The 23770-nt window shown below is 61.2% G+C and carries 19 protein-coding genes and 1 other RNA gene; 3 read left to right on the top strand and 17 right to left on the bottom strand.

Going from position 1 to position 23770, the window contains the following annotated elements; translation table 11 throughout:
* Positions 1-44 precede the first annotated feature (44 nt).
* From GE073_RS01570 to GE073_RS01555, 4 genes are all read right to left on the bottom strand, one after another.
* On the bottom strand, positions 45-887 hold the full coding sequence (locus tag GE073_RS01570) for an aldo/keto reductase (RefSeq protein ID WP_028599315.1): 843 nt from the start codon (positions 885-887) through the stop codon (positions 45-47).
* A gap of 306 nt (positions 888-1193) precedes the next feature.
* Positions 1194-1943 carry a DUF3800 domain-containing protein gene (locus GE073_RS01565; RefSeq protein ID WP_153782594.1) on the bottom strand — a complete coding sequence of 250 codons (750 nt, stop codon included), beginning with the start codon at positions 1941-1943 and terminating at the stop codon, positions 1194-1196.
* A gap of 140 nt (positions 1944-2083) precedes the next feature.
* Positions 2084-4228 carry a pectate lyase family protein gene (locus GE073_RS01560; protein WP_228551224.1) on the bottom strand — a complete coding sequence of 715 codons (2145 nt, stop codon included), beginning with the start codon at positions 4226-4228 and terminating at the stop codon, positions 2084-2086.
* Between the two features lie 299 nt (positions 4229-4527).
* Positions 4528-5151 (bottom strand): NAD(P)H oxidoreductase, encoded by a 624-nt coding sequence (locus tag GE073_RS01555; RefSeq protein ID WP_153782593.1) that lies wholly within the window; start codon positions 5149-5151, stop codon positions 4528-4530.
* Between the two features lie 166 nt (positions 5152-5317).
* Here GE073_RS01555 and GE073_RS01550 point away from each other — a divergent pair, with 166 nt between their 5' ends.
* The gene (locus GE073_RS01550; protein ID WP_153782592.1) at positions 5318-5665 is read left to right on the top strand and encodes a winged helix-turn-helix transcriptional regulator; all 348 of its coding nucleotides are present in this window, start codon (positions 5318-5320) and stop codon (positions 5663-5665) included.
* Positions 5666-5674: 9 nt separating this feature from the next.
* On the opposite strand, the gene GE073_RS01545 is transcribed toward GE073_RS01550, so the two are convergent.
* From GE073_RS01545 to GE073_RS01525, 5 genes are all read right to left on the bottom strand, one after another.
* The gene (locus GE073_RS01545; RefSeq protein ID WP_028599313.1) at positions 5675-6562 is read right to left on the bottom strand and encodes a carbohydrate ABC transporter permease; all 888 of its coding nucleotides are present in this window, start codon (positions 6560-6562) and stop codon (positions 5675-5677) included.
* A 14-nt stretch (positions 6563-6576) separates the two neighbouring features.
* A complete protein-coding gene (locus GE073_RS01540) occupies positions 6577-7467 on the bottom strand; it encodes an ABC transporter permease (protein ID WP_028599312.1) in 891 nt (296 codons plus the stop codon).
* A gap of 90 nt (positions 7468-7557) precedes the next feature.
* The gene (locus tag GE073_RS01535; RefSeq protein WP_153782591.1) at positions 7558-9264 is read right to left on the bottom strand and encodes an extracellular solute-binding protein; all 1707 of its coding nucleotides are present in this window, start codon (positions 9262-9264) and stop codon (positions 7558-7560) included.
* A 128-nt stretch (positions 9265-9392) separates the two neighbouring features.
* Positions 9393-10442 (bottom strand): response regulator, encoded by a 1050-nt coding sequence (locus tag GE073_RS01530; RefSeq protein ID WP_153782590.1) that lies wholly within the window; start codon positions 10440-10442, stop codon positions 9393-9395.
* A complete protein-coding gene (locus tag GE073_RS01525; protein WP_164820111.1) occupies positions 10439-12169 on the bottom strand; it encodes a sensor histidine kinase in 1731 nt (576 codons plus the stop codon). Before GE073_RS01525 ends, GE073_RS01530 begins: the two co-directional genes overlap by 4 nt.
* A gap of 211 nt (positions 12170-12380) precedes the next feature.
* On the opposite strand from GE073_RS01525, the gene GE073_RS01520 reads away from it, so the two are divergent.
* Positions 12381-12644 carry an AbrB/MazE/SpoVT family DNA-binding domain-containing protein gene (locus tag GE073_RS01520; protein ID WP_028599308.1) on the top strand — a complete coding sequence of 88 codons (264 nt, stop codon included), beginning with the start codon at positions 12381-12383 and terminating at the stop codon, positions 12642-12644.
* A complete protein-coding gene (locus GE073_RS01515; protein WP_153782589.1) occupies positions 12641-13045 on the top strand; it encodes a type II toxin-antitoxin system death-on-curing family toxin in 405 nt (134 codons plus the stop codon). Before GE073_RS01520 ends, GE073_RS01515 begins: the two co-directional genes overlap by 4 nt.
* Before the next feature lie 179 nt (positions 13046-13224).
* Here the strand turns inward: GE073_RS01515 and GE073_RS01510 are convergent, their stop codons facing one another.
* The 8 genes from GE073_RS01510 to eno form a co-directional block, all read right to left on the bottom strand.
* Positions 13225-15690, bottom strand: coding sequence for an ankyrin repeat domain-containing protein (locus GE073_RS01510; protein WP_153782588.1), 2466 nt, complete (start codon positions 15688-15690; stop codon positions 13225-13227).
* A 210-nt stretch (positions 15691-15900) separates the two neighbouring features.
* Positions 15901-16264, bottom strand: a transfer-messenger RNA (tmRNA) gene (ssrA, locus tag GE073_RS01505).
* Between the two features lie 270 nt (positions 16265-16534).
* On the bottom strand, positions 16535-17020 hold the full coding sequence (gene smpB / locus GE073_RS01500) for an SsrA-binding protein SmpB (protein WP_028599305.1): 486 nt from the start codon (positions 17018-17020) through the stop codon (positions 16535-16537).
* A gap of 65 nt (positions 17021-17085) precedes the next feature.
* Positions 17086-17388, bottom strand: coding sequence for a hypothetical protein (locus GE073_RS01495; protein ID WP_153782587.1), 303 nt, complete (start codon positions 17386-17388; stop codon positions 17086-17088).
* On the bottom strand, positions 17301-20816 hold the full coding sequence (locus GE073_RS01490; RefSeq protein ID WP_153782586.1) for an RNB domain-containing ribonuclease: 3516 nt from the start codon (positions 20814-20816) through the stop codon (positions 17301-17303). Before GE073_RS01490 ends, GE073_RS01495 begins: the two co-directional genes overlap by 88 nt.
* A 169-nt stretch (positions 20817-20985) precedes the next feature.
* On the bottom strand, positions 20986-21216 hold the full coding sequence (secG, locus tag GE073_RS01485; RefSeq protein WP_028599304.1) for a preprotein translocase subunit SecG: 231 nt from the start codon (positions 21214-21216) through the stop codon (positions 20986-20988).
* A 243-nt stretch (positions 21217-21459) separates the two neighbouring features.
* Positions 21460-22224, bottom strand: a complete 765-nt coding sequence (locus GE073_RS01480) for a sugar phosphate isomerase/epimerase family protein (protein ID WP_028599303.1) — start codon at positions 22222-22224, stop codon at positions 21460-21462.
* 162 nt (positions 22225-22386) lie between these two features.
* The gene (gene eno / locus GE073_RS01475) at positions 22387-23682 is read right to left on the bottom strand and encodes a phosphopyruvate hydratase (RefSeq protein WP_028599302.1); all 1296 of its coding nucleotides are present in this window, start codon (positions 23680-23682) and stop codon (positions 22387-22389) included.
* Between the last annotated feature and the right edge of the window lie 88 nt (positions 23683-23770).

Here is a 23770-nt window from a genome sequence, read left to right as displayed (position 1 = left end):
TGTTTAACACAGCGCTGCCGCCCGCGTCAAGCTGCCGCACTGACTCAGAATTCCTCGTATTCCGCCGGGCCTTGGCCCCACAGCCATCCGTCCGGCCGATGGAGAGTACCGATCGCCTCCATCTGCTGCGCCGACAGCTCGAAGTCGAAGATCGCCAGATTTTCCCGCTGATGCTCGGCCGAGCCGGCTTTGGGGATCGGCAGCGCTCCGAGCTGCACATGCCAGCGCAGCACGACCTGCGTCGGCGTCTTGCCGACCTGCTCCGCGATGCTGCGGATCGGCTCCAGTCCGGCGAGGTCATGGTCGCGGCCGAGCGGGCTCCACGACTCCGTCACGATGCCGAGCTCGGCATCCTTGGCCCGCTGCTCCGGCTGGTGGAAGAGCGGATGCAGCTCCACCTGATTCAGGCTCGGGGCGACGCCCGTCTCGGCGACGAGCCGATCGAGATGCTCCGGCAGGAAGTTGCACACGCCGATGGAGCGGACATGCCCTCTTTTCTTCGCCTCGATCAGCGCCTGCCAAGCCTCGACGTAGCGGTCCCGCTTCGGATTTGGCCAGTGGATCAGATAGAGGTCGTAATAGTCGAGACCGGATCGATAGAGCGACTCCTCGACCGTCAGCAGCGCCTCCTTGTAGGCATGGCGGCGGCCCGGCAGCTTGGAGCAGAGGCGCAGCTCCTCCCGCGGCACGGAGCTTAGGCGCACCGCCTGGCCAAGCGCCCCCTCGTTCTCGTAGTTGAACGCCGAATCAAGCAGCCGGTAGCCGATGTCGATCGCCCCGGCGATCGCCTTCGCGCCTTCGGCTCCCCGCAGGCTGTACGTGCCAAGCCCGATGGCGGGCACTTTGAGGCCGTCGTTGAGTTCTCGCTGCGGAATCGTCTCTTGCATGTCTATCGCCTCCCTTTTTCCGTTTCTGAATCTAGTATATACCCGAAGCGCTTCCGCTCGGAACGAACCGGCGCTCATTCTCTATATTCTTCAGGCTGCTCTTCTGAATAAGTCTATAAACAAAAACAAGACCAGCACGAGGCAGCTCCTAGTCAGAACCACAACGCCAGTCTTTGAGCTTGATTATATATCATGAGAGAAGAATGTCAACCTTTTACAAAAAACGAGACCAGCACGAGGCGGCTCCTAGCCGGAACCACAACGCCAGTCTCACTCTATCTATACCCCGCTTGGAATAAAGTTATGCTACCCGCGAGCCAGCAGACGATAAGGCATTTTGTAGATCCCATGCAATTGTTGATCGCCGTGAGGCGAGGGAACTAAACAAGTGCGTGACTGAATCTTAGCGTACAGCTCATTGATCCACGTCGAGAACGGATCCATTGTTGCCGCTCCCACACACAACTCATGGTATTTTCGAATGACGCCCGCGCATAAATCAGCAAGCTGTATCCCTTCTTCTACTTTTGAACTCACAAAAAAGGCAGATTCCACAATCGAGGTGCAGCTGATTCCTTCTCCGGAACGGAATAAATAGTTCTTCATTTTATGAGAGATCAACATGTCGTTTCCCTCATCCTGGGAATCAAAAGCAACGATGCACTTCTTCCCTCGCATATGGGAATATCCGTTTATTCGCTGAAGCAAGAACCTGTAATGATTAGGAAACGTCCCTCTCTCTATTTCGAGTGGTGTTTCAGGCTTGTCCATGACGATCGCAAAAACTTTCAAGTTCAAAATCGTGCAGAGAACTTCGGCAACGACTCGATCAGCAAAAGCTTTATTAGTAACGTTTTTAGTCATTGACTTCGGCTTAAGGACATTTACGGCTTTAAGTTCAACATCTTGACGTCCGTATAACTCCATTTTAAGGGCATACATTCGTTGCATGATCATTCTCACTTCATCCTTAGGGATGCATACGGCAGCCAGCACGGGATGTTTTGTTTCATCATTAGGATGGGGGAAGCCGCTTTCATCAACATACGCCAGCATGAAACTCCTCCGTTAGACCTTTATACCCTTAGATTACTATATATGCCAAAAGACTCAAAGATAATTTAAAAGCCAGACCGCAACAAGCCATGGACCGGAACCGGTCCATGGCTTTGGCATGCTCGTGCAGCCGGCTTTCGTCACGAAGAAGGAGCCAGCTTCATGTAGTACAGGTTGGCGACCGCGTTTTTCGAGATGCTGTGCGCGCCCGCGGACAGGGCGACGCTGACGGTCCCGTTCGTCATCGCATGCGCCGCGCCGTCGATATTGACCTTCGTCCCGTCGGGCGAATTGAAGACGAGCGTCAGCGTCGAAGCCGTCGCGGCCGTGAACGAGATCGAGGTCGAGCTTTCCATCTTCAAGCAGCTCGTCAGCGTCAGGCCGTCGTAGATCACCGTGCCCTTCGTGGACGACAGGCTGCCCTGAATCGCGAAGAAGGAGCTGGTCAGGCCGTCGGCCGTAAAGTTATGCACGCGGACGCCTGCACCAGGAGTCGCGGTCGGTCCGGACGTCGGCGTCGGCGTGGCCGTTGGCGTAGCCGTTGGCGTAGCCGTTGGAGCCGCCGTCGGACTCGCGGTCGGAGATGGGGTCGGGGTGGCCGGGCTCGCGTTCCCTCCGACCGAGACGAGCTGCGTCCGATACGAGACGATCTTGGCCATCAGCGGCGCAAGGACCGCATAGGACGTATCATCCGCCGCATCGTTGAACGTCCACGCGAAGTCGCCGCCGCCGAGGCGTCCGGCCTCTGCCGTCACGATCGCCTCGACCTGGCCGGCGGGATCGACGTCGGAGGCGTCGGCTCCGGTCGCGATCCGGGTATCGAAGTTGTTGTACGGCGTGCCGCCCTTGAGCGCCTTGTAGGCTGCCGGAACCGCCTCGCTCCTCGCCGATGCGAGATAAGCGTCGAACGAGGAGGCATGGGCCGGAGCCGTGCCCGCGTTGGAGTTGGCGTAGATCAAGCTTTCGGCGTCGACGACGATGTTGCCGTACGCCTTGATCATGCCGCCGTTCTCGCCCGAGAACGTTCCTTCACCAAGCGCGTCGGTGCCTTGCAGCGAGCTCAGCATCGGATGCTTGGCGTGCCGGAAATAGTTCGCTTCGACGAAGGCCGAAGCCCCCGTCGTCACGCCTACGCCGTACTTGGAGATTCCGTCGAAGAAGTTGTTGTAGATATGGACGGAGGCGACGCGGATGCGCGGATGGCGGGAGTCGGAATGATCGAACCAGTTGTGGTGGAAGGTGGCGAAGAATTCCGCCGTCTCGCTCAAGCCGACGAGGGAGGCTTTCCCGGAGTCCCAATAGTGGTTGTACGAGATTGTAATGTGCGTCGAGCCCTTCTTGAGATCGGTCGAGCCGTCGCCCTTGGCCTGATCGGCATCGCTGCCGGCCTTGCCGTAGAACAGATCGTTATGATGCACCCACACGTTCGCGTTGCCGGTGTCGAGCGAGATGCCGTCGTCGGGGAACAGCATCCAGCCGATGTTGCGGACCTCGATGTTGCCGACGGAGCGCAGCAGCAGTCCCCAGCCGTAGGCAGAGGCGTCTTTCCCGATGCCTTCGATCGTCAGGTTCAGCTCGGCGTAGTCGGCTTTCCCCTTGACCTGCAGGTAGCCGCTGCCGTTCAGCTGCCCGCTCATGTCGCCCTCCGTAATTTGTCCGACGATCCGGACCGCCAGCGGCGTCTTGTCGTAGCCTTTTTGCCTCAGCTCCATGATCTGGGCGATGCCGATGCCCTTCTGCACCGCTCCGGAGCTGCTCGTGACGACATCGAGCTCGACCGTCCGCGCCGTCGCAGAGGTGACATACAGCACCTTCGCTCCTGCCCGGAGCGTGCCGTCCTCGTTGTAGGCGCCCGATCCGGTGCCATAGGCCGAGCCCGGGGCAAAAGCGAATCCGGAGCGGTCGTGGGCCGCTACCGGCAGCGCGCCGGTGACGACGCTGGTCCTTCCGCCGCCGGACAGCAGCGCTTCGACCTTCAGGACATACGATCCCGCGGCCAGCCCTACGGCGTCGGCCCGCCAATAGGACGGGTAGCGGCGGATCAGCTCGTTGTCGAGCTGGCGGTACTGGGCGTCGGCGGCGCCGGCCGGCTTGACGTAGACCTGGTAGCCCGTCGCCCCGCTCTCCGGCGTCCATTCCACATAGGCCGTCTCGTTCCAGCCCCCTGCGCTCGTGATCGCCAGGCCGGCAGCATGGATCGTGGCGGCCCTTCCGCCGGACAGGATCGTCAGCAGCAGCGCTGCCGCCAGAGCCACGCAGGCCAAGCGGATGATTCTTTTCTTCAATGGAATCCCTCCTGAATTCATGCAGGATTTCGGCCGATGCCGCTTCGCTGCCGTTCTCGAATGCATGCAACCGCCTTCAATAAAATCGCTTCGCTTGTCCTCCTCTCCCCTCCGGATGCGGACTCTAGAATCGGCTCCCGACAGAAGCTCTCGAAAGCTTCTTCACCTTACCTTCCCGACTCCAGGTTGCGAAACAATCATTTGCTGGGATTTGCCGCTTCCTATCGTAGAACTGAGTCGATGATTATCGGAATAACCGCAAAAGCCATGAACCGGAAGTTCCGGTTCATGGCTTCGCATCAGATTTCCGTCCCGACCTTGAACCTCGCGTCATGCTCCGCATGCCACTGGTCATAATGGACGCCCAGCTCATGCGCATCATCCAGCAGCTTCTCCATGTACGCTTGATCGGAGCTGAGCGTATCGTACAGGATCTCCAGCCTGGACTCGGCTATGCCGGAGTAATGGGCCAGACCGACATTGAGCTGGTGGCCGATCATCTCGTCAAAGCCCCTCTTCCGGAATTGCTCCTGCGTGGCCGCCGCCAGCCCGATCCACAGCACGCGCTGATGCGGAAGCTTGGAGGCGCCGTAAGCGAAGCCGTAGTTCCAGACGCGGTCGATATATCCCTTCAGCATGGCCGGCAGGCCATACCACCAGATGGGGAAGATGTAGGCGAGCGCATCATGCCGCCTCATCCGCTCCATCTCCGCTTCCGCCTCGGCGGAGTATTTCTTGCTCCCGTTCGACCAGTCGGGCTCATCCTCCTCCCGCAGCACCGGATCGAAGCCGCTGCGATGAAGATCGAGCACCTCCGCCGAGTGCCCTGCGTCCAGCAGGCCTTGCTTGAACCGCTCCGTCACCGCAAACGTAAGCGAGCCGCTTCTCGGATGGGCCGTTACAATCAGTACGTTCTGAGCCATTGCCTCTCCTCCTGACCAAATCTGGAATAGGTAGAGTATGATTCATATAATGAGATCAGGGAAGAACGCACTTTATTGTGCGATAAGCACCAAATGGGAATAAAGGCACCGAATGGTGCCTGTGCGGCAGCCGGCCATTTCGGCGTCGGAACAGGAGGGAAGCTCGATGGAACCGAAGCCCAAGCCGAAGTACAACATTCCGTCCGAGGCTACGCTCGACGTGCTGGGCGGGAAGTGGAAAACCTTGATTCTATGCCACTTGTCCACGGGCCCCAAGCGGACGAACGAGCTGAAGAAGGCGATGCCCGCCGTGACGCAGAAGATGCTGACTCAGCAGCTGCGGGAGCTCGAGGACGACGGCATCGTTCGCCGGACCGTCTACAACGAGGTGCCTCCCAAGGTCGTCTATGAGATGACCGAGCTTGGACAATCGCTCAGCGGCATTTTGGACCAGCTATGCGAATGGGGAGAGAAGTTCATTCGGGGCGACTTTCAAACGAAAAGAAAGGAGTAGGACCGAGTCCTACTCCTTCACCGCTCCGAGCATGATGCCCGACACGAAATATTTCTGCAGGAACGGATAGACGATCAGCATCGGCACCATCGCGATGAACACCTTGGCCGAGTTCAGCGTCCGGTTGGACAGCTCAGACAGCTTCTTGTACTGGTCGGGCGTCAGGTTCGTCCCGGTCGGGATGTTGACGACCAGCTGCTGGATGTACGTCTGCAGCGGGTACTTGTCGGAGGTGTTCATCAGCACGAGCCCGTTGAAAAACTCGTTCCAATGGTACACGCCGATGAACAGAGCCACAGCTGCCAGCACGGGAATCGAGCACGGCAGATAGACGCGGAACAGGATCGCCCACGGGCCGGCGCCGTCGACGACGGCGGCTTCGTTCAGCTCCTTGGGCAGGTTGCGGAAAAAGTTCATGATGAGGATGACGTTGAACACCGGCAAGCCTCCGGCCAGCACGAGCGCCCAGATCGAGTTGATCAGGCCGTAGCTCTGGACGGTCAGATACCATGGGATCAGCCCGCCGCTGAACAGCATGCAGAACACGAGGATCCACATGAACACGTTGCGCAGCCGGAATTCCCGGGAGGGCCTGGCGAGCGGGTAAGCCATCAGCACCGACACGAACAGCGACAGCCCCGTGCCGAGCACGGTGCGCTGGATGGAGATCCAGAACGAGTTGAAGAACAGCGCGTCGCCCAGGATTTCCTTGTAGGACGCCAAGGAGAAGCCGATCGGATAGATCGTCACGAGGCCCGCGTTGGCGGCGGCCTTGTCGGAGATCGACACGCAGAACGTATACCAGAGCGGATACAGGCAGCTGAACAGCAGAAGGGCGAGCAGCACGTAATTGGCGCCGTCGAACGCCCTCGAGCCGAATGTCTTGCTTTGGACCATGCCGTCTCCCTCCCTTAGAACACCGTGTAATCCGCATAGCGGTAGGCCAGCCGGTACGAGACGACGATCAGCACGAAGCTGATGGCCGACTTGAACAGTCCCGCCGCCGTCGCCAGCGAGAATTGCAGGTTCTGCAGGCCGAGGCGGTATACCCACGTGTCGAGGATGTCCCCGGTCGAGTAGACGAGCGGATTGTACAGGTTGTACACCTGGTCGAACCCGGCGTTGAGCACGTTGCCGAGGCTGAGCACGCCGAGCAGGACGACCGTCGTCGTCATCGCGGGCAGCGTCACGTTCCGGATCAGCTGCCAGCGGCTGGCGCCGTCGATCGCGGCCGCCTCGTATAGGTTGAGGTTGATGCCGGTCAGCGCCGCCAGGTAGATGATGGCGTTGTAGCCGAACTCCTTCCACACGTCGGTGCCGACCAGCAGCTGGCGGAAGATGCCGGCATCCGCCATGAACAGCTGCGGACTCACGCCGAACATGCCGAGCACCGTGTTGACGACGCCGTAATAGCCGAAAATGCCGATGACGATCGTCGCCATGATGACCCAGGACAGGAAGTGCGGCAGATAGGCGACCGTCTGCACGAGCTTTTTGAAGCGCAGATGCCGAAGCTCGTTCAGCAGGATCGCGAAGACGAGCGGAATGATCAGATTGAGCACGATTTTTCCGATGGCGATGATGAACGTATTGACGATGACCGTCCGGCTGTCGCTCAGCTGGAACATGTACCGGAAGTTGTCCAGTCCGACCCACGGCGACTTCAGCAGGCCCGCCCCCGGATTGTAGTTCTGGAACGCCATCACGATGCCGGCCATCGGCACGATGCTGAACAGGACGAGCCAGACCATCCCCGGCAGCAGCATCAGATAGTAATGCTTCTCGACGTTCATTCTTCTCATGGCCGCCGATCCCCCTTCACGGACTCGCCGGCTTGCCGCAGGCTCCGGCCGCCTTTTCGCAGGCAGCCGGAGCCGCTGGCCGGCAACTCGTTATTTTTTCAGCAGCTCGGCGACTTCGGCCGTGATCTCGTCTCCGCCTTGAGCTTTCCAGTCCTTCACGAACTTGTCGAAGGAATCGATCGGCGCCTGGCCCAGAATGATTTTCAGCACCGTCTCGTCCTCCAGCTTCTTGAGGTTGGCCCACTTCGTCTCCATCGTCGGCGTCTGGTTGTAGGTGACGCTGAACACCTTTTTGTCGATCGGCACGGTCGAGAACGGACGATCGCCGATCAGCAGCGAGTAGAGGCGCTGGAAGTCGCCGAAGTTCGCCGTATTGAAGTTGCTGACGTTCAGCTCGTCATAGGGCGGCTTGATGACGTCCTTCACTTTTTTGGCGTCGGCGTACATCAGCTTGTACAGGCTGTTCGGCACGTTGTAGTCCTCGGCCTGCGTCTCGCCCTTGAGCACCTTGAGCAGCTCGGCGTATTCGTACTCCGTCTCGTTGGCCGCGGCCATGACGTTGCGCAGCGGATACCAGCCGACCGCTACCGACAGGTCGAACGTCGCCTCGTCGCGGACGAGCGCGTTGTTCATGATGAGGATCGCCTTGACGACATCGGGCTTGGCGTTTTTGCTGATGAGCGTATAGGTGCTGCCGGTCGTCTTCATATGCGCGTTCCACTTGCCGTCGTCGGTGTAGACGGGATAGGCCTGCCAGTTGGCCGTCGGATCGTTCTTGAACGAATCGCCGTTGCCGTAGCCGCCGCTCCACCAAGGGCCGAAGAAGATGCCCGTCTGGTTCGCGTTGATCGGATCGCCGACGTTGTCGCGGGTGCCGGCCTCGGGATCGATCAGCCCTTTTTTGTACCAGTCGGCCAGCGTCGCCAGCGTGTCCTTGGTCTGCTCCGTCAAGGTTCCGTACGTCACCGAGCCGTCGCCGTTGTCGAGCCAGTACCCCGGGTAGGCGTCCTTCGCGCCGAACAGCGGATCGAATCCTCCCAGGTTGTTGGACGAGGTGAGGAAGGTAGCGTAAGGGAACGTGTTTTTCGACGGTCCGGCGATGCCGATCGTGTTCGCGCCGCCGAGCTTGCCGTCCTTGAACGCCTGGGCGGTCTTCTCGATGTCGGCCAGCGTTTTCGGCACCGGCAGCCCGAGCTTGTCGAGCCAGTCCTTGCGGATCCAGAGCAGGTGGACGCCGTCGGTGTCGACGGTAATGTTGGGCAGCGAGACCATCCGGCCCTTGTAGCTGGCGTTATCCATGGCGCGGCCGCCGGTGCTCTCCATGATGTCCTTCACCTGAGTCGACTGGTATTGCTGGAACAGGTCGGTGATGTCGTAGAGCAAGCCGGAGCTGGCCGCCTTCGTCATGAACGAGCGGTCGTCGACGACCATGCCGTCCGGCAGCTTGCCGGAGGCGATCGTCAGGCTCACCTTCTGCTTGAAGTCGTTGCCGGTCGCCGCCGTCCAGTCCACGATGACGTTGATGTTGTACTTTTCCTTCAGGTAGCGCGTGTACTGGTTGTTGCTGACGCTGTCGCCCGCCGGCAGCGTCTTGTCGGTCGGATCGACCGGCATGCCGATATGGACGTCGACCGGCTCCGGGAATCGGTAGAACGCCAGATCGTCTCCCGACAGCGCCGGGCCGGACGATTCCGCGGGCGCCTGCGCGTCCGTATTCGTCGAGTTGGAAGATGAGCAGGCGGTCAGGCTTAGCCCCAGCATGAAGGCGGCCAGCATCGTGGCCATCGTTCGTTTCATAAGATCCCTCCCCTTGAATCGGTGCTTTCCCATTGTAATATGAAAGCGCTTCACAAAAGTCGGGGAGCTGTGCCGCCTTTTTCGGCGGCCTCTGCGGCAGGGGCGGTCAGATGTTTCGTCCGCAGCGATCATTCCTCCCCCTTGTGGTGCTGGGCGCGGAATTCCGACGGCAGCAGCGACGTCTGTTCGTGAAAAAGCTGGGAGAAATATTTGGAATCGCTGTAGCCGACCGCATTGGCGATCCAGCCGATGGAGCGGTTCGTCTCGCACAGCAGCCGCTCGGCGGCGCGGATCCGCTCCTGCCGCAAGTACTCGTTGAACGTCGAGCCGGTCCACTTCTTGAAGCATTGGCAAAAGTAGCTGCGGCTCATATGCACATGCTCGGCCGCGTCTTCGGCATGCAGCACGCCGGTAGCCCGCTCCCGGATGAACAGGACGGCCTTCAGCATGCTCTCCATCGTCGTGGCGCCGTCGGAGGCCGCCGCGACCTGAGCGTAGATCACCGAGCGGCAGTCGCGCATCCACTGCAGGGCGGCGGCGACGTCGCCCGCTTCCGCCAGCCGCCCGAAGTCCGGCGCATGGACGTTCTCCAGCGGCGCGAGGATGCGGGGAAACAGCCCGGCCAGCCGGCGCACGGAGACGCCTGCCTCCGCCGTCCGCTGGCAGAGGCGCTGGAACAGCGCCTCGCTGTACAGCCAGTGCAGCGAGCGCCACTGAGCCTCGAGCGCGGTCCAGTCCTCCTCCGCGGGAAGAGGGACGCTGCCGGGAGCAGCCGCGGCAGGAGCAGAGCGCGGCGTCTCGCTTGCGAGCCGCTCGCGGATCCGCTGCAGGATCTGCTCGTCGTCCTCGGATTCCAGCCGGACCTTCGACAGATAGTCCAGCACGCCCAGCCGGTATGCCGTCTGCACGCTTTCGAACTCCTCGTGAAAAGACAGCACGACCGACCGCACGTCCGGGAAGCGGCTCTGGACGATGCGCAGCAGCTCCAGGCCGGACATGACCGGCATGGAGAGGTCGACGAACAGCAGATCGACCTCCTGCCGTTCCATGAACTCCAGCGCCTTCGCGCCGTTCGCCGCCTCGCCCACTACGGTCATGCCATGCCGGGACCAGGGCAGGATGGAGATCAAGCCCTTGCGCGCCAGCTTGTCGTCGTCGACGATCAGCACCCGGATCATATCGCTCGCTCCTTTGCTTGGGGAAGGGAATAGGGCAGCAGCAGCGTCACCGTCGTGCCCTCGTTCGGGCCGCCCTCGATCGTCAGGCGCGCCTTGAAGCCGTAGAACGATTCCAGCATCGAGCGGACATAGCGCAAGCCGATGCCCCAGCCCGCCTGCCGCTCGTCCGGCGTCTCGCGCTGCAGCAGCTCCAGCGTCTCGCGGCTCAGCCCCTTGCCGTCGTCGCGGATGACGATGGCGACCGTCTCCGTCGACGGATCGGGACGAACGACGATGTCCAGCCTTCCGTTGTCGTCGATGCCGTGGCAGACGGCGTTTTCCACGATCGGCTGCAGGATGAAGCGGGCGACGGGACAGTCGAGATAACAGCCCTCTTCGACGTCCAGCCTCACCTCGAAGTCATAGCGCATCTGCTGCAGCTCCAGGTACGTCGCCATGACCTGCAGCTCCGATCGCAGCGTAGCCGCTTCGTTCGACTTGCCCAGGTTGTAGCTGAGCAGCGCGATCAGCGCCGCCGCGAACTTCTCGATCTCCTCCTGCTTGTGCAGCGCCGCCAGCCACCGCATGGAGTTGAGCGTGTTCATCAGAAAATGCGGGTTGATCTGGCTGGCGAGCTTCTCCAGCTCCAGCTGATGCCGGCGCTTTTCCTTCTGCTCCGCCTCCATCATCAGCTGCTGGATCTGCCGCTTCATGACGTTGAACTGGTCGAAGATGCGGTCGAACTCCAGCATGCCCGTATGGACCGTCCGGGTGCCCATGTAGCCTTTGCCGAACGTCTTCATTTCCTTCTCGATCAAGCGGAACGGCCGATTGATCAGCCGGCGCAGCAGCAGCATGAGCAGGAGCATCGTCAGCAGGGCGGCGCAGACGATCCAGAGCATGTGGTTTTTCCAGGCATACAGCTCGCGGTTGTAGCTCGATACGGGAAGCAGCAGCGCCAGGTCATAGCCGTACTCGCCCTGCACCCGGTTCCAGACGTAGCCGTCCGTCATGCCGGATTCTCCGTTCAGCTGCAGGCTCGCTCCGGCGGCGTAGGCATTCGGAGCGCTGCTGTAGGTCACCTTGCCCGCGGCATCGGCGACGAGCAGGATGTACGGCAGGTCCAAGTTGTCCGTAAGCGTTTTCATGTCGGTGATGATTTCGGCTCTGGCTTCGACATAGACGACGCGCTCCGTCCCGTCGGAGAATCGGATTTCCCGCGTCACCGATACGACTTGATCGTCGCTGAACCGGCACATCGAGAGATGGGGAGATTGATAGGCGATCCCTGCCGAGGCGGCCGCATCGGGCAGCGCGCTCAGATGGAAGCTTTCGCGAAGCGGGAGGTTGGAGTAGGAGGCCTGGCCTTTCGCCTCGTCGTAGTACATGACCAGCTCCATGGACGGGTTGGAGAAGGTGATCAGGCCGATATTGTAGGCGATGTCCCGCGAGAGGAGCAGCTGCCGGTAGGAGTCGGGCGCGGCGAGGTACGCCTCCGTCAGGTTGCCGACCGTGCCTTCCGGCGCCATCTGCTGCGTGACCTGGAGCAGATGGCTGTAGAGCTGGTTCAGCTTGCTGCTTTGCTGATACAGATTGAACGCCATGGACGTCTTGATCTTGTCGCGCTGCATCGTATAGATCGCATTGTAGGACACCGCGGCCATCAGCATGGCGAAGCACGCGAAGCCGACGATCAGAAACAGCATGATCCGCTTGCGCAGGGAGGAGAACCTGAACCACCGGCTCATCCTGCTGTCTTCCTCGACGAACATCCGGCGCAGATCGAGCATGGCGTCACCTCGCGAAAAGGATACCCTTGAATTCGCGGTTCGCGCGGCAACTCCTGCCTGGCGGACGGCAGAGAGATCAGGGAGATACTGGGGACGTTGTCATTAAACATCTACTCCAATGTTGTATAATTGTTATAACAGTTGAATATACTCCTAAGGAGGGATTTCCATGAACAGGGTGGTTGAAATGGAACGAAAAGTGACCCGAATCGGCAACAGCCTTGGCTTGACGCTGACTGAAGCGCTGAAGCAGATCGGAGCGGAGCAGGGCGATCTGGTCAGCATTGAAGTGAGTCCCGCTACAGGTGAAATCAAGATTAGGAAATCAACCAAAGTCTCTCTGCCTGAGGGAATCAGCGCAGACTTCATGGATACTCTATCCGAAGTTATGGAGCAGTACGACAAGACGCTTCATGGACTTAAGGACAGATGACTCCGATTCGCTATCTTTCAGTCGCGGAAGCGATCGCCATTAATGTAGCGATGATTCGGGTTTACAGTCCGGGCGAACAAGTGGGCGTCAAAGAAGCTGGATTGCTCGAGTCAGCCTTTCATCGTCCTCAAACATCTGTTTTGGGCCAAGATGCTTATCCAACGATTTTCGATAAAGCAGCAGCCTTGTTCGAGTCGCTTGGACAAAACCATCCCTTTCATAATGCGAATAAACGTACGGCATTTACGGCCATGGTGATTTCTCTTCGTTACAACCAACAGCAATTTATAATGGACGCAAAAGAAGCCGAGGATTTTACGGTGGATATGGTCAATCATCGATTCGACCGTCACCATGCAGCTGCAATCATCGAGGCGCATTGCGTCCCAATGCCTGAATGATCTTACTCATCGTTCTTTAGAGCCCCCGGCGAAGGGCTCTTCCGAATGCTACAGAGGGTGCCTCAAAGCCTTGGCTTTGAAGCACCCTCTGTATTGTTTTTGCCTATGCCCCATCCAGGTGAAGGCCGAGACAAAAAGGAGCCATCCCAGAAGGCACCTCTACGCTTGGGGACATGTCCTCAAGCAGGCCGCTCCTGGGAAGCATGGTCGAGCAGCGCCTGAACGACGGATTCGTGGCCGCAGTCCTTGGCGAAGCTGAGCGCCGTATTGCCGTGCTTGTCCCGAACCTCCGGGTCCGCTCCTGCGGCCAGCAGCAGCGAGGCGCATTCCGCACGCCCGTTGTAGGCCGCGATCATCAGAGGCGTCTCACCGTCTGCATGGCAGGTGTAGATCGGCCGGGCGCCGGCGTTCAAAAGGATCTTCAGCACGGCTGCATGACCGTGCATGCATACTGCCGACAGCACGGAACGTCCGGTCAGATACCGCACGTTCGGATCCGCCCCTTGCTCCAGCAGCCAGTTCACCGCTTCCTCGTCCCCCTGATACGCTGCCCAGAATAATGGCGTGTTGCCGTCCTCATTCTTCTCGTCGATGCGGGCGCCTTTTTCCGCCAAGAGCTTCATCGTGACGAGATCCTCCTGATTTGCCGCCATCGACAGAGGCAGCATCCCCTGCTCGATCCGATTCGGATCGGCGCCCATGGCCAGCCAGAAGCGGACCGCACCGGTCCTTCTTTTGGCGATCGCCTCCATCATCCTCCGGGAGGACAGGCTGCGGAGCATCGCCGCCGGCGTCCAGGCCGATTCCCTACGAAACAGCACTCCATGCGGATGAAGAAGAGCCTGCTCTTGAACCGGCTTGAACCGGCGGGACGTGTTCAGCACGATGATGCTCGTCCCGCTCGGGAGCGCTTCCTCCTTGGTCAGATTCCGGACCATCAGCCGAGCAAGCGTACGGCTCCACACCCTCCATTTCCGCTTGTTGCGGATGAGGAGTACGAACTTCGGCTTGTTCGGGAAATGCGTCACGACTTTCCGCACGAGATAGGCTTCCCGCAAGATCGGGTACTGCCTCAGCTCCTGCGTCAGCGGAGCCAGCTCGTACGCTTCCAGGCCATGCGGCACGAAGGAATCGGTCGGCAGCACCGAAGCGCGCTCCAGCTGCCCTTGACGGAGCCGCTCCAGGAATCGGACCTGCTTGTCCCGGTATTGCTCGGCTTCCCTGGCCATGCCGATCCGGGTGCAATAATCCGCCAGCTCGCCATAGGCGCTCAGCGCATAATCCTCGTCCAGCTCAGCAGCACGGCTCAAGTAAGCCGCCGCCTGCGCTTCCATCGCCGCCCCCTCCTGCTTCATGAGCGCCCTTCCGGCAGCCGCATAGGCGTGAGCGAGCCGATCATTGCGGGCGATCAGCCGCTCGTACAGCGGGAGCGCGGAAGTCGGGCCGTTCAGCTCTTCCTCGAGGCGAGCCAAGCCCCATAGCTGATTGTCGGTCAGTTCATCCGAATCCAGGCGGCTCAGCTCGGCATGCTCCTTGGCCATCTCCCGATAGCTCTCCACTCGCTCTGCCCAGGAGTCGGCCGTCTCTTGCTTCCATTGGTCGTCCAGGCGGGATGTAAGCTCCTCCGCAGAGCTTCCCAGCAGCTCCTGAAGGCAAGAGGCATAGGCAGGATCAGGCACGGAAGCGGTCTGCTGCAGCGCCTCCAGACGGTCGCGCAGAGAAGGATGCGTATCGTCGTATGCCGTCTCTACAAGCATCGCCTCCCGCAGAAGCCGCTCTGCTTCCGCTGCCGGCTGCGGCTGGGCGAGCTCCTGTCCCATCAAGGAGTGCACGGCAGGCATGGGCTCCGCTCCTCGGACCCGCCGCTCCAATCCGGGCCAGAAGTCGGACTGCAGACGGGCTCCAGCGATTCGGATCCGCAGAAGAGCCGAAGCGACGGAGCGGGCTCCAGCGGCATCCGCGGCGAGCCGGTCGGCTTCATACTCGTTGTCCCGTGCCAGGACAAACGTATATGCGCCAAGCTTGGGACTGTACCAGTCCAAAAACCGTTGGAACAGCAGGACCCAGGCGCTGTCCTTTTCCTCCAGCTTGTCCATCAGCTGGCCCCATGCCCGGCGCACCCGATAGATCCAGCCATGGAACTTGCTGTGGGACCGGGACAGATGGGCCATCTCATGAGCCAGCACGGCGCGGAACTCGTTCATCGGCATCGCCTGGAGAAGAGGCAGTCCGATCATCAGGTAGTTGCGCTGCCATCCGAAAAGGCCCAAGCGAGGAATCTGCACGACCGAGGCATTGAACTCCGGGGTCAGCAGCACCTTGTGGATGCGGAGCGTCCGCAGGCTGGACGCCAGGCCGCTGATTTCGCGGAACAGTCCGGGAGCATTGATCGGGGTCAGAGGGATGCCTTCGGGCTCGTCGAACTTGATGCGTAGCGAGCGGACCAGCATCCAGATCAGGCCGGCCAGCGGAAGGACGAGCTTGACGAGCAGCACGGACGCCTTCCCCGAGAGCCCGACGACAAGCGCCGCTATGCTTCCTGCGAGAAGAAGCAGGATGCCGATCAAATAGGCGAAGCCCAGCCCGACAATACCCAGCACCTTCATCCGATAGGCAGATGGGCTGATCCGAGATTTCTCTTCCAATTTCTTTACGGTTTCTTCAAACTGCGCTGGCGTCAACTGAACAGCCCCCTGACACGACTATAATGACAACAAAGGAATGGTTTCGCCTTATTATAGCGAATTTTATTCCCTTTTCTTCCTCTTTTTTTAGTCCAAGCAAGAATTCGTCTTCTACATTCAAATCCAGATAAAGCAAAAACCCACAACCTTTTCGGGTTGTGGGTTTTCTTTTAATGGAGGCGAGGGGATTTGAACCCCTGTCCGAAGGCAACGGCACACAGGCATCTACGGGTGTAGTCACGGATTTGATGTCACTTGCAAGAGCGCCCCGTAACCGGCTATCTCACAAGTCAGCCTGATTGTCTTCTTCTGCCGACCCCAGGCGGAGACCGAACAGCGTAGCCTACTAAGGGTGAGCCCCTACATCCGGCACATAGGCGATGCTGGAGAGGAGCTTAGCATACAGTTTCTTAGGCTGCTGCTAAAGTTGTACGTTGGTTGCCATTTAATAGGCTTTAGCGTTGATGAAGCGGACGCGTCCCCACTACCCGCAACCCATGCTCGAACTACCCCCGTCGAATCCATAAACGCCCCCGGACAGATCCGTCCTGCCGGCGCATACACCTAAGCTGCAGCAGCCGCGCGGCGGTCCGAAGCGCAAGGACTGAGCGAGACACTCGCACAGCATTGCAAATTCAAAGCCAACGTAACTTGATACCCCTAGTATACCACAGGTGAATCGGAAAAAGCGAAGCGAAACGCTGGAAGCAGATAGGCAGCAGCAACTCTTGCGCCTGCTTCGGCAGCGCGAGACTTTGAGCAGCGCGAGGCCCGGCCCGGAATCGACGATTCGCCTCCTCCCGGTTTAGCGAGCCACCTTCTGCTTCTCCCGCAGCGCCCGCTGAATGTCGCGCTGGGCATCCCGCTTGGCGGCGGACTCGCGCTTGTCGTACTGCTTCTTGCCCTTGCCGAGTCCGATCAGGATTTTGGCGTAGCCGTTGCGCACGTAGATCTTGAGCGGGACGATCGAGTAGCCATCCTGCTTGGACTGGCCGTACAGCTTGGCGATCTGCGCCTTGTGCAGCAGCAGCTTGCGCGCGCGCGTCGGATCGGTCGGATTATGCCGGTTGCCTTGCTCGAACGGGCTGATATGCAGGTTGTTAAGGAATATCTCGCCGTTCCGCACGGTCGCGAACGCATCGTTCAAGTTCGCCCGTCCGGTCCGCAGCGACTTGATCTCCGTTCCCATCAGCACCATGCCGGCCTCGTATGTCTCCTCGATGAAGTAATCATGCGAGGCCTTCTTGTTCTGAGCGAGCGGCTTCTGCGACTGATCTTTGTTTTTGGCCATGCCTCGATCTCCTCCTTTCGTTGAAAACAGGGATTGCCGGTTCGGCAACCCCTGTCCATGTCTGCTTACTCCGCGGAGTCCGATCCGCCCTGAGGCGCGGAGCTCGGATTCGTTCCCGCATCGCCGCCGCTCACCGGCGGAGCGCCTGCGGCGCCTTTGTTCTTCTTGCGGCGCGAACGGCTGCGCTTGGAGCCGCCCTCGGCCGGAACCGCGTCCGGCGTGACGGAAGCGCGCGATTCCGGATCCATGTCCCGGAACAGATCGGCGATGTCCGCCCGCGTCACTTCGCGGATGGACGGCGCCGTGCTGCTGCCTTTGCGGCGCTTGCGCTTCGCCTTGGCTCCGCCGGAGGCCTGCTCCTGCGGCACGCCTGCGGCCGTCTGGCCCTCTGCAGCGGAAGCCCCGCTGATCGTCGGACCGCGTCCGCCCTTAGGGCGTCCGCCGCGCGGCGCGCCGTCCGGAGACGGCCCGCGTCCGCGGCTGCGGTCCGCTGCCGGGCCTGCGCCCGGACGACCGCCACGGTTGCCGAGGCTGGCCGGCGGCACCGGCAAGCCCCACATGTCCGTGCGCTTCGTGCTCTCGATCTTGCCGCCCTCGCGCACGCTCCAAGGGTTGTCATCCCGCACGTTCGGGATATCCTCCGGCATGCTGCCCCGCCAGCCGTTAGGGCCGAACCCGCTGTCGCGGCGGCCTCTGCCGCCGCCGCCCCGCGAGGACCGCGCCCGGCTCCGCCCGGGCCGCGGCCGCCGGCTTCGCCGGCTCCGCGTCCGCGCTGCGCGCTCGGACGCGCGCCGCTCGCCGGCGCTGCCGGCGACCCGCCGCCCTGCGCGGCGGGCCTGCCGCCTGCGCCGGCGCGCCCGGCGGCTGCGCCGGCGCGCCCGGCGGCTGCGCCGCCTTGCTGGCCGCCTGCACGGCCGGCGGCTTCCTTGCCGCGGCGCCCTTTGGCTCCGCGGCCCTTCCCGCGCGCTCCGCCTCCTTGAGCGGCTCCGCGCGAACCACCTTCGACCATCGCGAAGTCAATCTGATGATCATCCATATCTACCCGCTCCACGCGCACTTTCACCTCGTCTCCGATGCGATACATGTTGGAGGTGCGCTCACCGATGAGGATCATCTGCTGATCGTCAAAGTGGTAGTAATCGTCGTTCAGGCTGCTTAGCCTTATGAGACCTTCTACCGTGTTCGGCAGCTCCACGAAAATTCCGAAGCCGGTCACGCTGCTGATGAGGCCCGTGAACTCTTCTCCTACTTTATCGAGCATAAACTCGCATTTCTTGAGTTGATCCGTATCCCGCTCGGCGTCGACCGCCACGCGCTCGCGCTCCGACGACTGCTGGGCGATGTCCGGCATGCGGGCGGCAAGCGCCTCGATGCGGGCTTCGGACAGCGTGCCGCCATTTTCCAGCACCTCGCGGATGATCCGGTGGATCACCAGGTCCGGATAGCGCCGGATCGGCGACGTGAAGTGGCTGTAGTACTCCGCCGCCAGGCCGTAGTGGCCGAGGCTCTGGGCATCGTAGCGCGCCTGCTTCATCGAGCGCAGCATCATCGTCGAAAGCACCGTTGCTTCCTTGGTGCCCTTGATCTCCTCGAGCAGCGACTGCAGCGCCTTGGGATGGACCGTGTTGTTCTTGCCGCGCACCGAGTAGCCGAAGTTCGAGGCGATCTGGATGAACGTCATCAGCTTCTCGCCCTCCGGATTCTCGTGCACCCGGTAGAGGAACGGCACCTTGAGCCAGAAGAAATGCTCGGACACCGTCTCGTTCGCCGCCAGCATGAACTCCTCGATGATCATCTCGGCGATCGTGCGATCGCGCTTGATGATGTCGGTCGGCTTGCCTTCGTCGTCCACGAGAATCTTCGATTCCGAAAAATCGAAGTCGATCGCGCCGCGGTTCATGCGCTGGCGGCGGAGCTTCATCGCGAGCTCCTCCATCAGCTGGAACGTCGGCACGAGCTCGGCATAGCGCTCCAGCAGCTGCTCGCGCTCCGCGCGCCGCTCGGCGCGGTCCTGGCGCTCGGCGGCGAGCCGCGCTTCGCGCTCGGCATCCGTCTCGGCCGGCTGAGAAGCCGGAGCCTGTCCGCCGGCAAAGGCGTCCAGCTGGTCGAAGTCCTCCTGCCGCGTGCGCACCTTCTCCGCCTTGCGGATCGGCTTGTTGTTGATGACCGGCTGCGCTTCCTGCGCCATCCAAGGATTGTCCGACTCGCGGGAGCGCGTCGGTCCGCCGGCTCCGGCTCCGCGCAGCGGATACGGCTCGCCGTCGTCCGCCTGCGCGGCCGGAGCATCCTGCTCGTCATCGGCAGCGAACTCCTCGTCGGCATTTTCGCCCGGACTGCCGGCATCGCCTCCGGGAATGATGAGGCCCATGTCCGACGGACGGCTCAGCCGCTCCGGCTGACGGACGCCTTCATCCTCGTCCTCGTCGCTCGAGGCCTCGACGAACGGCTCCTCTTCCTCCTCCGCTTGGCGCGGCACGCCGCCGTCATCGTCGGCGACGATCGTGCCCATGCCGCCCGGAGGCAGCTTTTCGGCCGGCGCGCTCAGGCTCGGGTCGAACTCCGCCTCGTCGGACGCGAAGTCCGCCTGAGACGCTTGCAACGGCTCCAGAGACTCGTCCGCCACGATCGCTTCCGCCGTCTCTTCCTCCACCGGAGTCAGAATCTTGCGCACGTTCGTATACGACATGCGTTCCTTGGAACGGATGACGCTCGTGAAGATGTCGTGGCGCACGCGCTTCAGCGTCGAGGCGTCGAACTCCATCTCGCAGCTCATCGTCAGCCGGTCGACCTGCGGATGCAGCGAGCAGATGCCGTTGGACAGCCGATGCGGCAGCATCGGGATGACGCGGTCGGTCAAGTAGACGCTCGTGCCGCGGCGGTACGCTTCCTGGTCGAGCGCGCTGCGCTCGCGGACGTAGTAGCTGACGTCGGCGATGTGGACGCCGAGCAGGTAGTTGCCGTTCGGCAGCCGCTCGACGTTGACCGCGTCGTCGAGGTCCTTGGCGTCCTCGCCGTCGATCGTGACGATCGTCTTGGCGCGCAGGTCGCGCCGGCCCTGGCTGACGATCTCCTCCTCCGTGATGGAGTCGGGAGCCGCCTCGGCCTCCGCCATCACGTCGTCCGGGAAGCTCTCCGGCAGCTGATGCTTGCGGATGATCGACAGGATGTCGACGCCAGGATCGTTCTTGTGTCCGAGCACCTCCACGACCTCGCCCTGAGCCGCGGCGCGGCCCTGCGGGTAGTGCGTGATGTCGACGACGACCTTCATGCCGGTCACCGCTCCGCCGAACGAGCCTTGCGGGATGAAGATGTCGCGGCCGAGGCGCTTGTCGTCCGGCGAGACGAAGCCGAAGCTCTCATGGCTCTCGAACGTGCCGACGAACTGCTTGACGGCCCGCTCGGCGACGCGCACGACTTCCCCTTCCATGCGTCCGCCGCCCGGTCCGCGCGTCTGGACGCGGACGAGCACGGTGTCGCCGTTCATGCCGGTGTTCAGATCGTTCGCCCCGATATAGACGTCGGGGTGGGTCTTGTCCTCGGGCAGCAGGAACGCGAAGCCTTTGGCATGCACCTGAAGGCGGCCCTTGAGCAGGTCCATATGCTGCGGCAGGCCGTATGCGCCTGCGTCGTTGCGGAAGATCGCTCCTTGATCCTCCAGCTCATTGAGCAGCTTCAGGAACGCCTTGAAATCGGAGGCGTTGTCGATGCCGAGCTGCCGTTCCAGTTCTTGATACGTCATCGGCTTGTAAGCCGGCTGGTTCATCAAGTCGAGCAATGTTTGATGTTCGATGGTCATGTTCTCCTTCTCACCTCGTGCCGTAAGGACCCGTCCTGCTATCCTGGCAGATCCAGCCACTTCTATCTCCTTGATAGTATACACGAATTCGGGCCTCATCAACCGCCAACGTTCCGGAATATAAAGAAAAAGCGGGGATTCCCCCGCTTCCTCAAGGCTGTATTCCGTGCTATTTCAGGTAGGCGACCAGCAGCGCGACGATGAAGAATCCGGCGGCGAGCCCGATCGTCAGGCGCTGCAGGAACAGGTCCAGGCCGCGCGCCTTCTGCTTGCCGAACAGATGCTCCGCTCCGCCGGAAATCGCTCCGGAGAGGCCAGCGCTCTTACCTTTTTGCAGCAGAACTACCGCAATCAGTCCGAGGGAAAAAATCACGAGCAGAATCTTCAGGAAAATATCCATGCGTACGTTACCTCCCAGCCTTCGTACAGCCTCCCGGCTGCCTGCCGCTATGAGTTTTGCACATGCAGGCCGTCTCCTGCGGCCAGCAAGCGGCTTGCATGGGCAAAACCAAATCATAAACAGCGGTTTCATTGTACCATAGCCAGGCCTGTGGAAACAAGCGCGTCCTTTCCGCTCCGAAAAAGCCCGTCCGAACCCTACCGGTCCGAACGGGCTTCCTGCGGAAGGGCTGCGTCCGCGGGCCTAGTAGCCTTTGCCGCGCAAATAGTCGAGGCTCAGCTTGGCGCTTTCGAGCGAGGAGCTGGCGAACTCCTCCTGCTCCACGATGAAATATTCGATGCCGGCTTCCTCGGCGATCGCGAATACCGGGTCGAACTCGACCGAGCCGCTGCCGACCTCGGTGTCGCGGCGTCCGACGCCGAAGTCCTTCAGATGCGCGATCGGGGTGCGTCCTGCGTAGCGCTGCACGTATTCGACCGGCGATTGGCCGCCCATATGCACCCAGCCGAGGTCGAACTCCATGATCATGAGGTCGGCCGGAATTTTTTGCAGCAGCAGGTCGATGACCGGAGTTCCGTCGACTTGCTTGAACTCGAAGTCATGGTTGTGATAGCCGTAGATCAGGCCGGCCTCCTTCACCTGGCGGGCCGCCTTCTCAAGCGTCGAGGCCAGGCTGTCCACGTCCTCCAGCTGCGGGTTTTCCGGCAGCGGAGCCCACGGCGTAATCAGATACTTGAGGCCGATCGCCTTTGCGTACTCGATCTGCTCCGCCAGGTCCGCCTCCATCTTGTTCGGATCGTTGAAGTTCAGGCCGACATGCGCGGACACCGCTTGGATGCCCGTCTCCTCCAGCACCTTGTTCAGATCCGCCGGGCTCGTGTTGAAGTAGCCCGCGAATTCCACGTACTTATAGCCCATATCAGCGACCTTGCGGATCGTGCCGAGGAAGTCTTTTTCCGTCTGGTCGCGCAGCGTATACAGCTGCAGTCCGACTTGAGGTTTTGCCATCGCTTAAACACCGCCTGTTCGATAGGTTCGTCTAGCCTAGCCTCAGTATAGCGTTTTCAGGGAACGGCGGGCTATGCCGGTTTTTGCGCCGTTTGTTTGTGATTTTGGCCTAACGAACCTAAAAAAATCCTGTCCGCACAAGGCGGACAGGATGAGAGAGCTCTATTTCTTGAAGCTTTTGAGGTTGTAGAACGCGCTGCGGCCGGCGTACTGGGCCGTGGAGCCGAGCTGGTCCTCGATGCGGAGCAGCTGGTTGTACTTGGCGACGCGGTCCGTGCGGGACGGAGCGCCCGTCTTGATCTGGCCGGCGTTCGTCGCTACGGCGATGTCGGCGATCGTGCTGTCCTCGCTCTCGCCGGAGCGGTGGGAGATGACCGCCGTGTAGCCGGCGCGCTTCGCCATTTCGATCGCGTCGAACGTCTCGGTCAGCGAGCCGATCTGGTTGACCTTGACGAGGATCGAGTTGCCCACGCCTTTGTCGATGCCGTCCGCCAGGCGCTCGGTGTTCGTCACGAACAGGTCGTCGCCGACGAGCTGCACTTTGCCGCCCAGCTTGTCGGTGAGCAGCTTCCAGCCCTCCCAGTCGTCCTCGGAGCAGCCGTCCTCGATCGTGAGGATCGGGTACTTGTCCGCCCACTCGGCGAGCAGGTCCACGAATTCAGCCGACGTGTAGGACTTGCCTTCGCCCTCGAGGTGGTACTTGCCGTCCTTGTAGAACTCCGTGGAGGCGACGTCCATGCCGAGGAAGACGTCCTCGCCCGGCTTGTAGCCCGCGCGCTCGATGGCGGAGATGATCGTCGTGATCGCCTCTTCGTTGGAGCCGAGGTTCGGCGCGAAGCCGCCTTCGTCGCCGACAGCCGTGTTCAGGCCTTTGTCCTTGAGGACGGACTTCAGGCTGTGGAAGATCTCGGCGCCGATGCGCAGCGCTTCCTTGAAGCTTTCCGCGCCGACCGGCAGCACCATGAACTCCTGCACGTCGACGTTGTTGTCGGCATGCTCGCCGCCGTTGATGATGTTCATCATCGGCACCGGCAGCACCTTGGCGTTGAAGCCGCCCAGGTACGTGTAGAGAGGCACGTCCAGCGCGTCCGCAGCCGCGCGCGCCACCGCCATCGACACGGCCAGGATCGCGTTCGCGCCCAGCTTGCCTTTGTTGTGCGTGCCGTCCAGCTCGATCATCTTGCGGTCGATCAGCACTTGGTCGAGCGCGTCGAGGCCGATGATTTCCGGAGCGATCAGCGTGTTTACGTTCTCGACGGCTTTCAGGACGCCTTTGCCGAGGTAGCGGCCTTTGTCTCCGTCACGAAGCTCGACAGCTTCGTAAGCGCCGGTGGAGGCGCCGGACGGAACGATCGCGCGGCCTTTGCCGCCGGATTCGAGGGATACTTCGACTTCGACGGTCGGGTTGCCGCGGGAGTCGAGCACTTCGCGTGCGTATACGTCAACGATGATAGACATAGTTTGAACACTCCTTCAAGGAATTGAGTTGGTTGTAGCAGGCTGTAACCAGTATAACCGATTGCCAGCCGCGGAACGAGTGCGGGCG

The sequence above is a fragment of the Paenibacillus sp. B01 genome, from assembly GCF_009649995.1.
In the GTDB taxonomy this organism is placed as follows: domain Bacteria; phylum Bacillota; class Bacilli; order Paenibacillales; family Paenibacillaceae; genus Paenibacillus_O; species Paenibacillus_O pasadenensis.
Note: the sequence above shows the minus strand (reverse complement) of the source record. Positions and strands in the feature narration are given on the sequence as shown.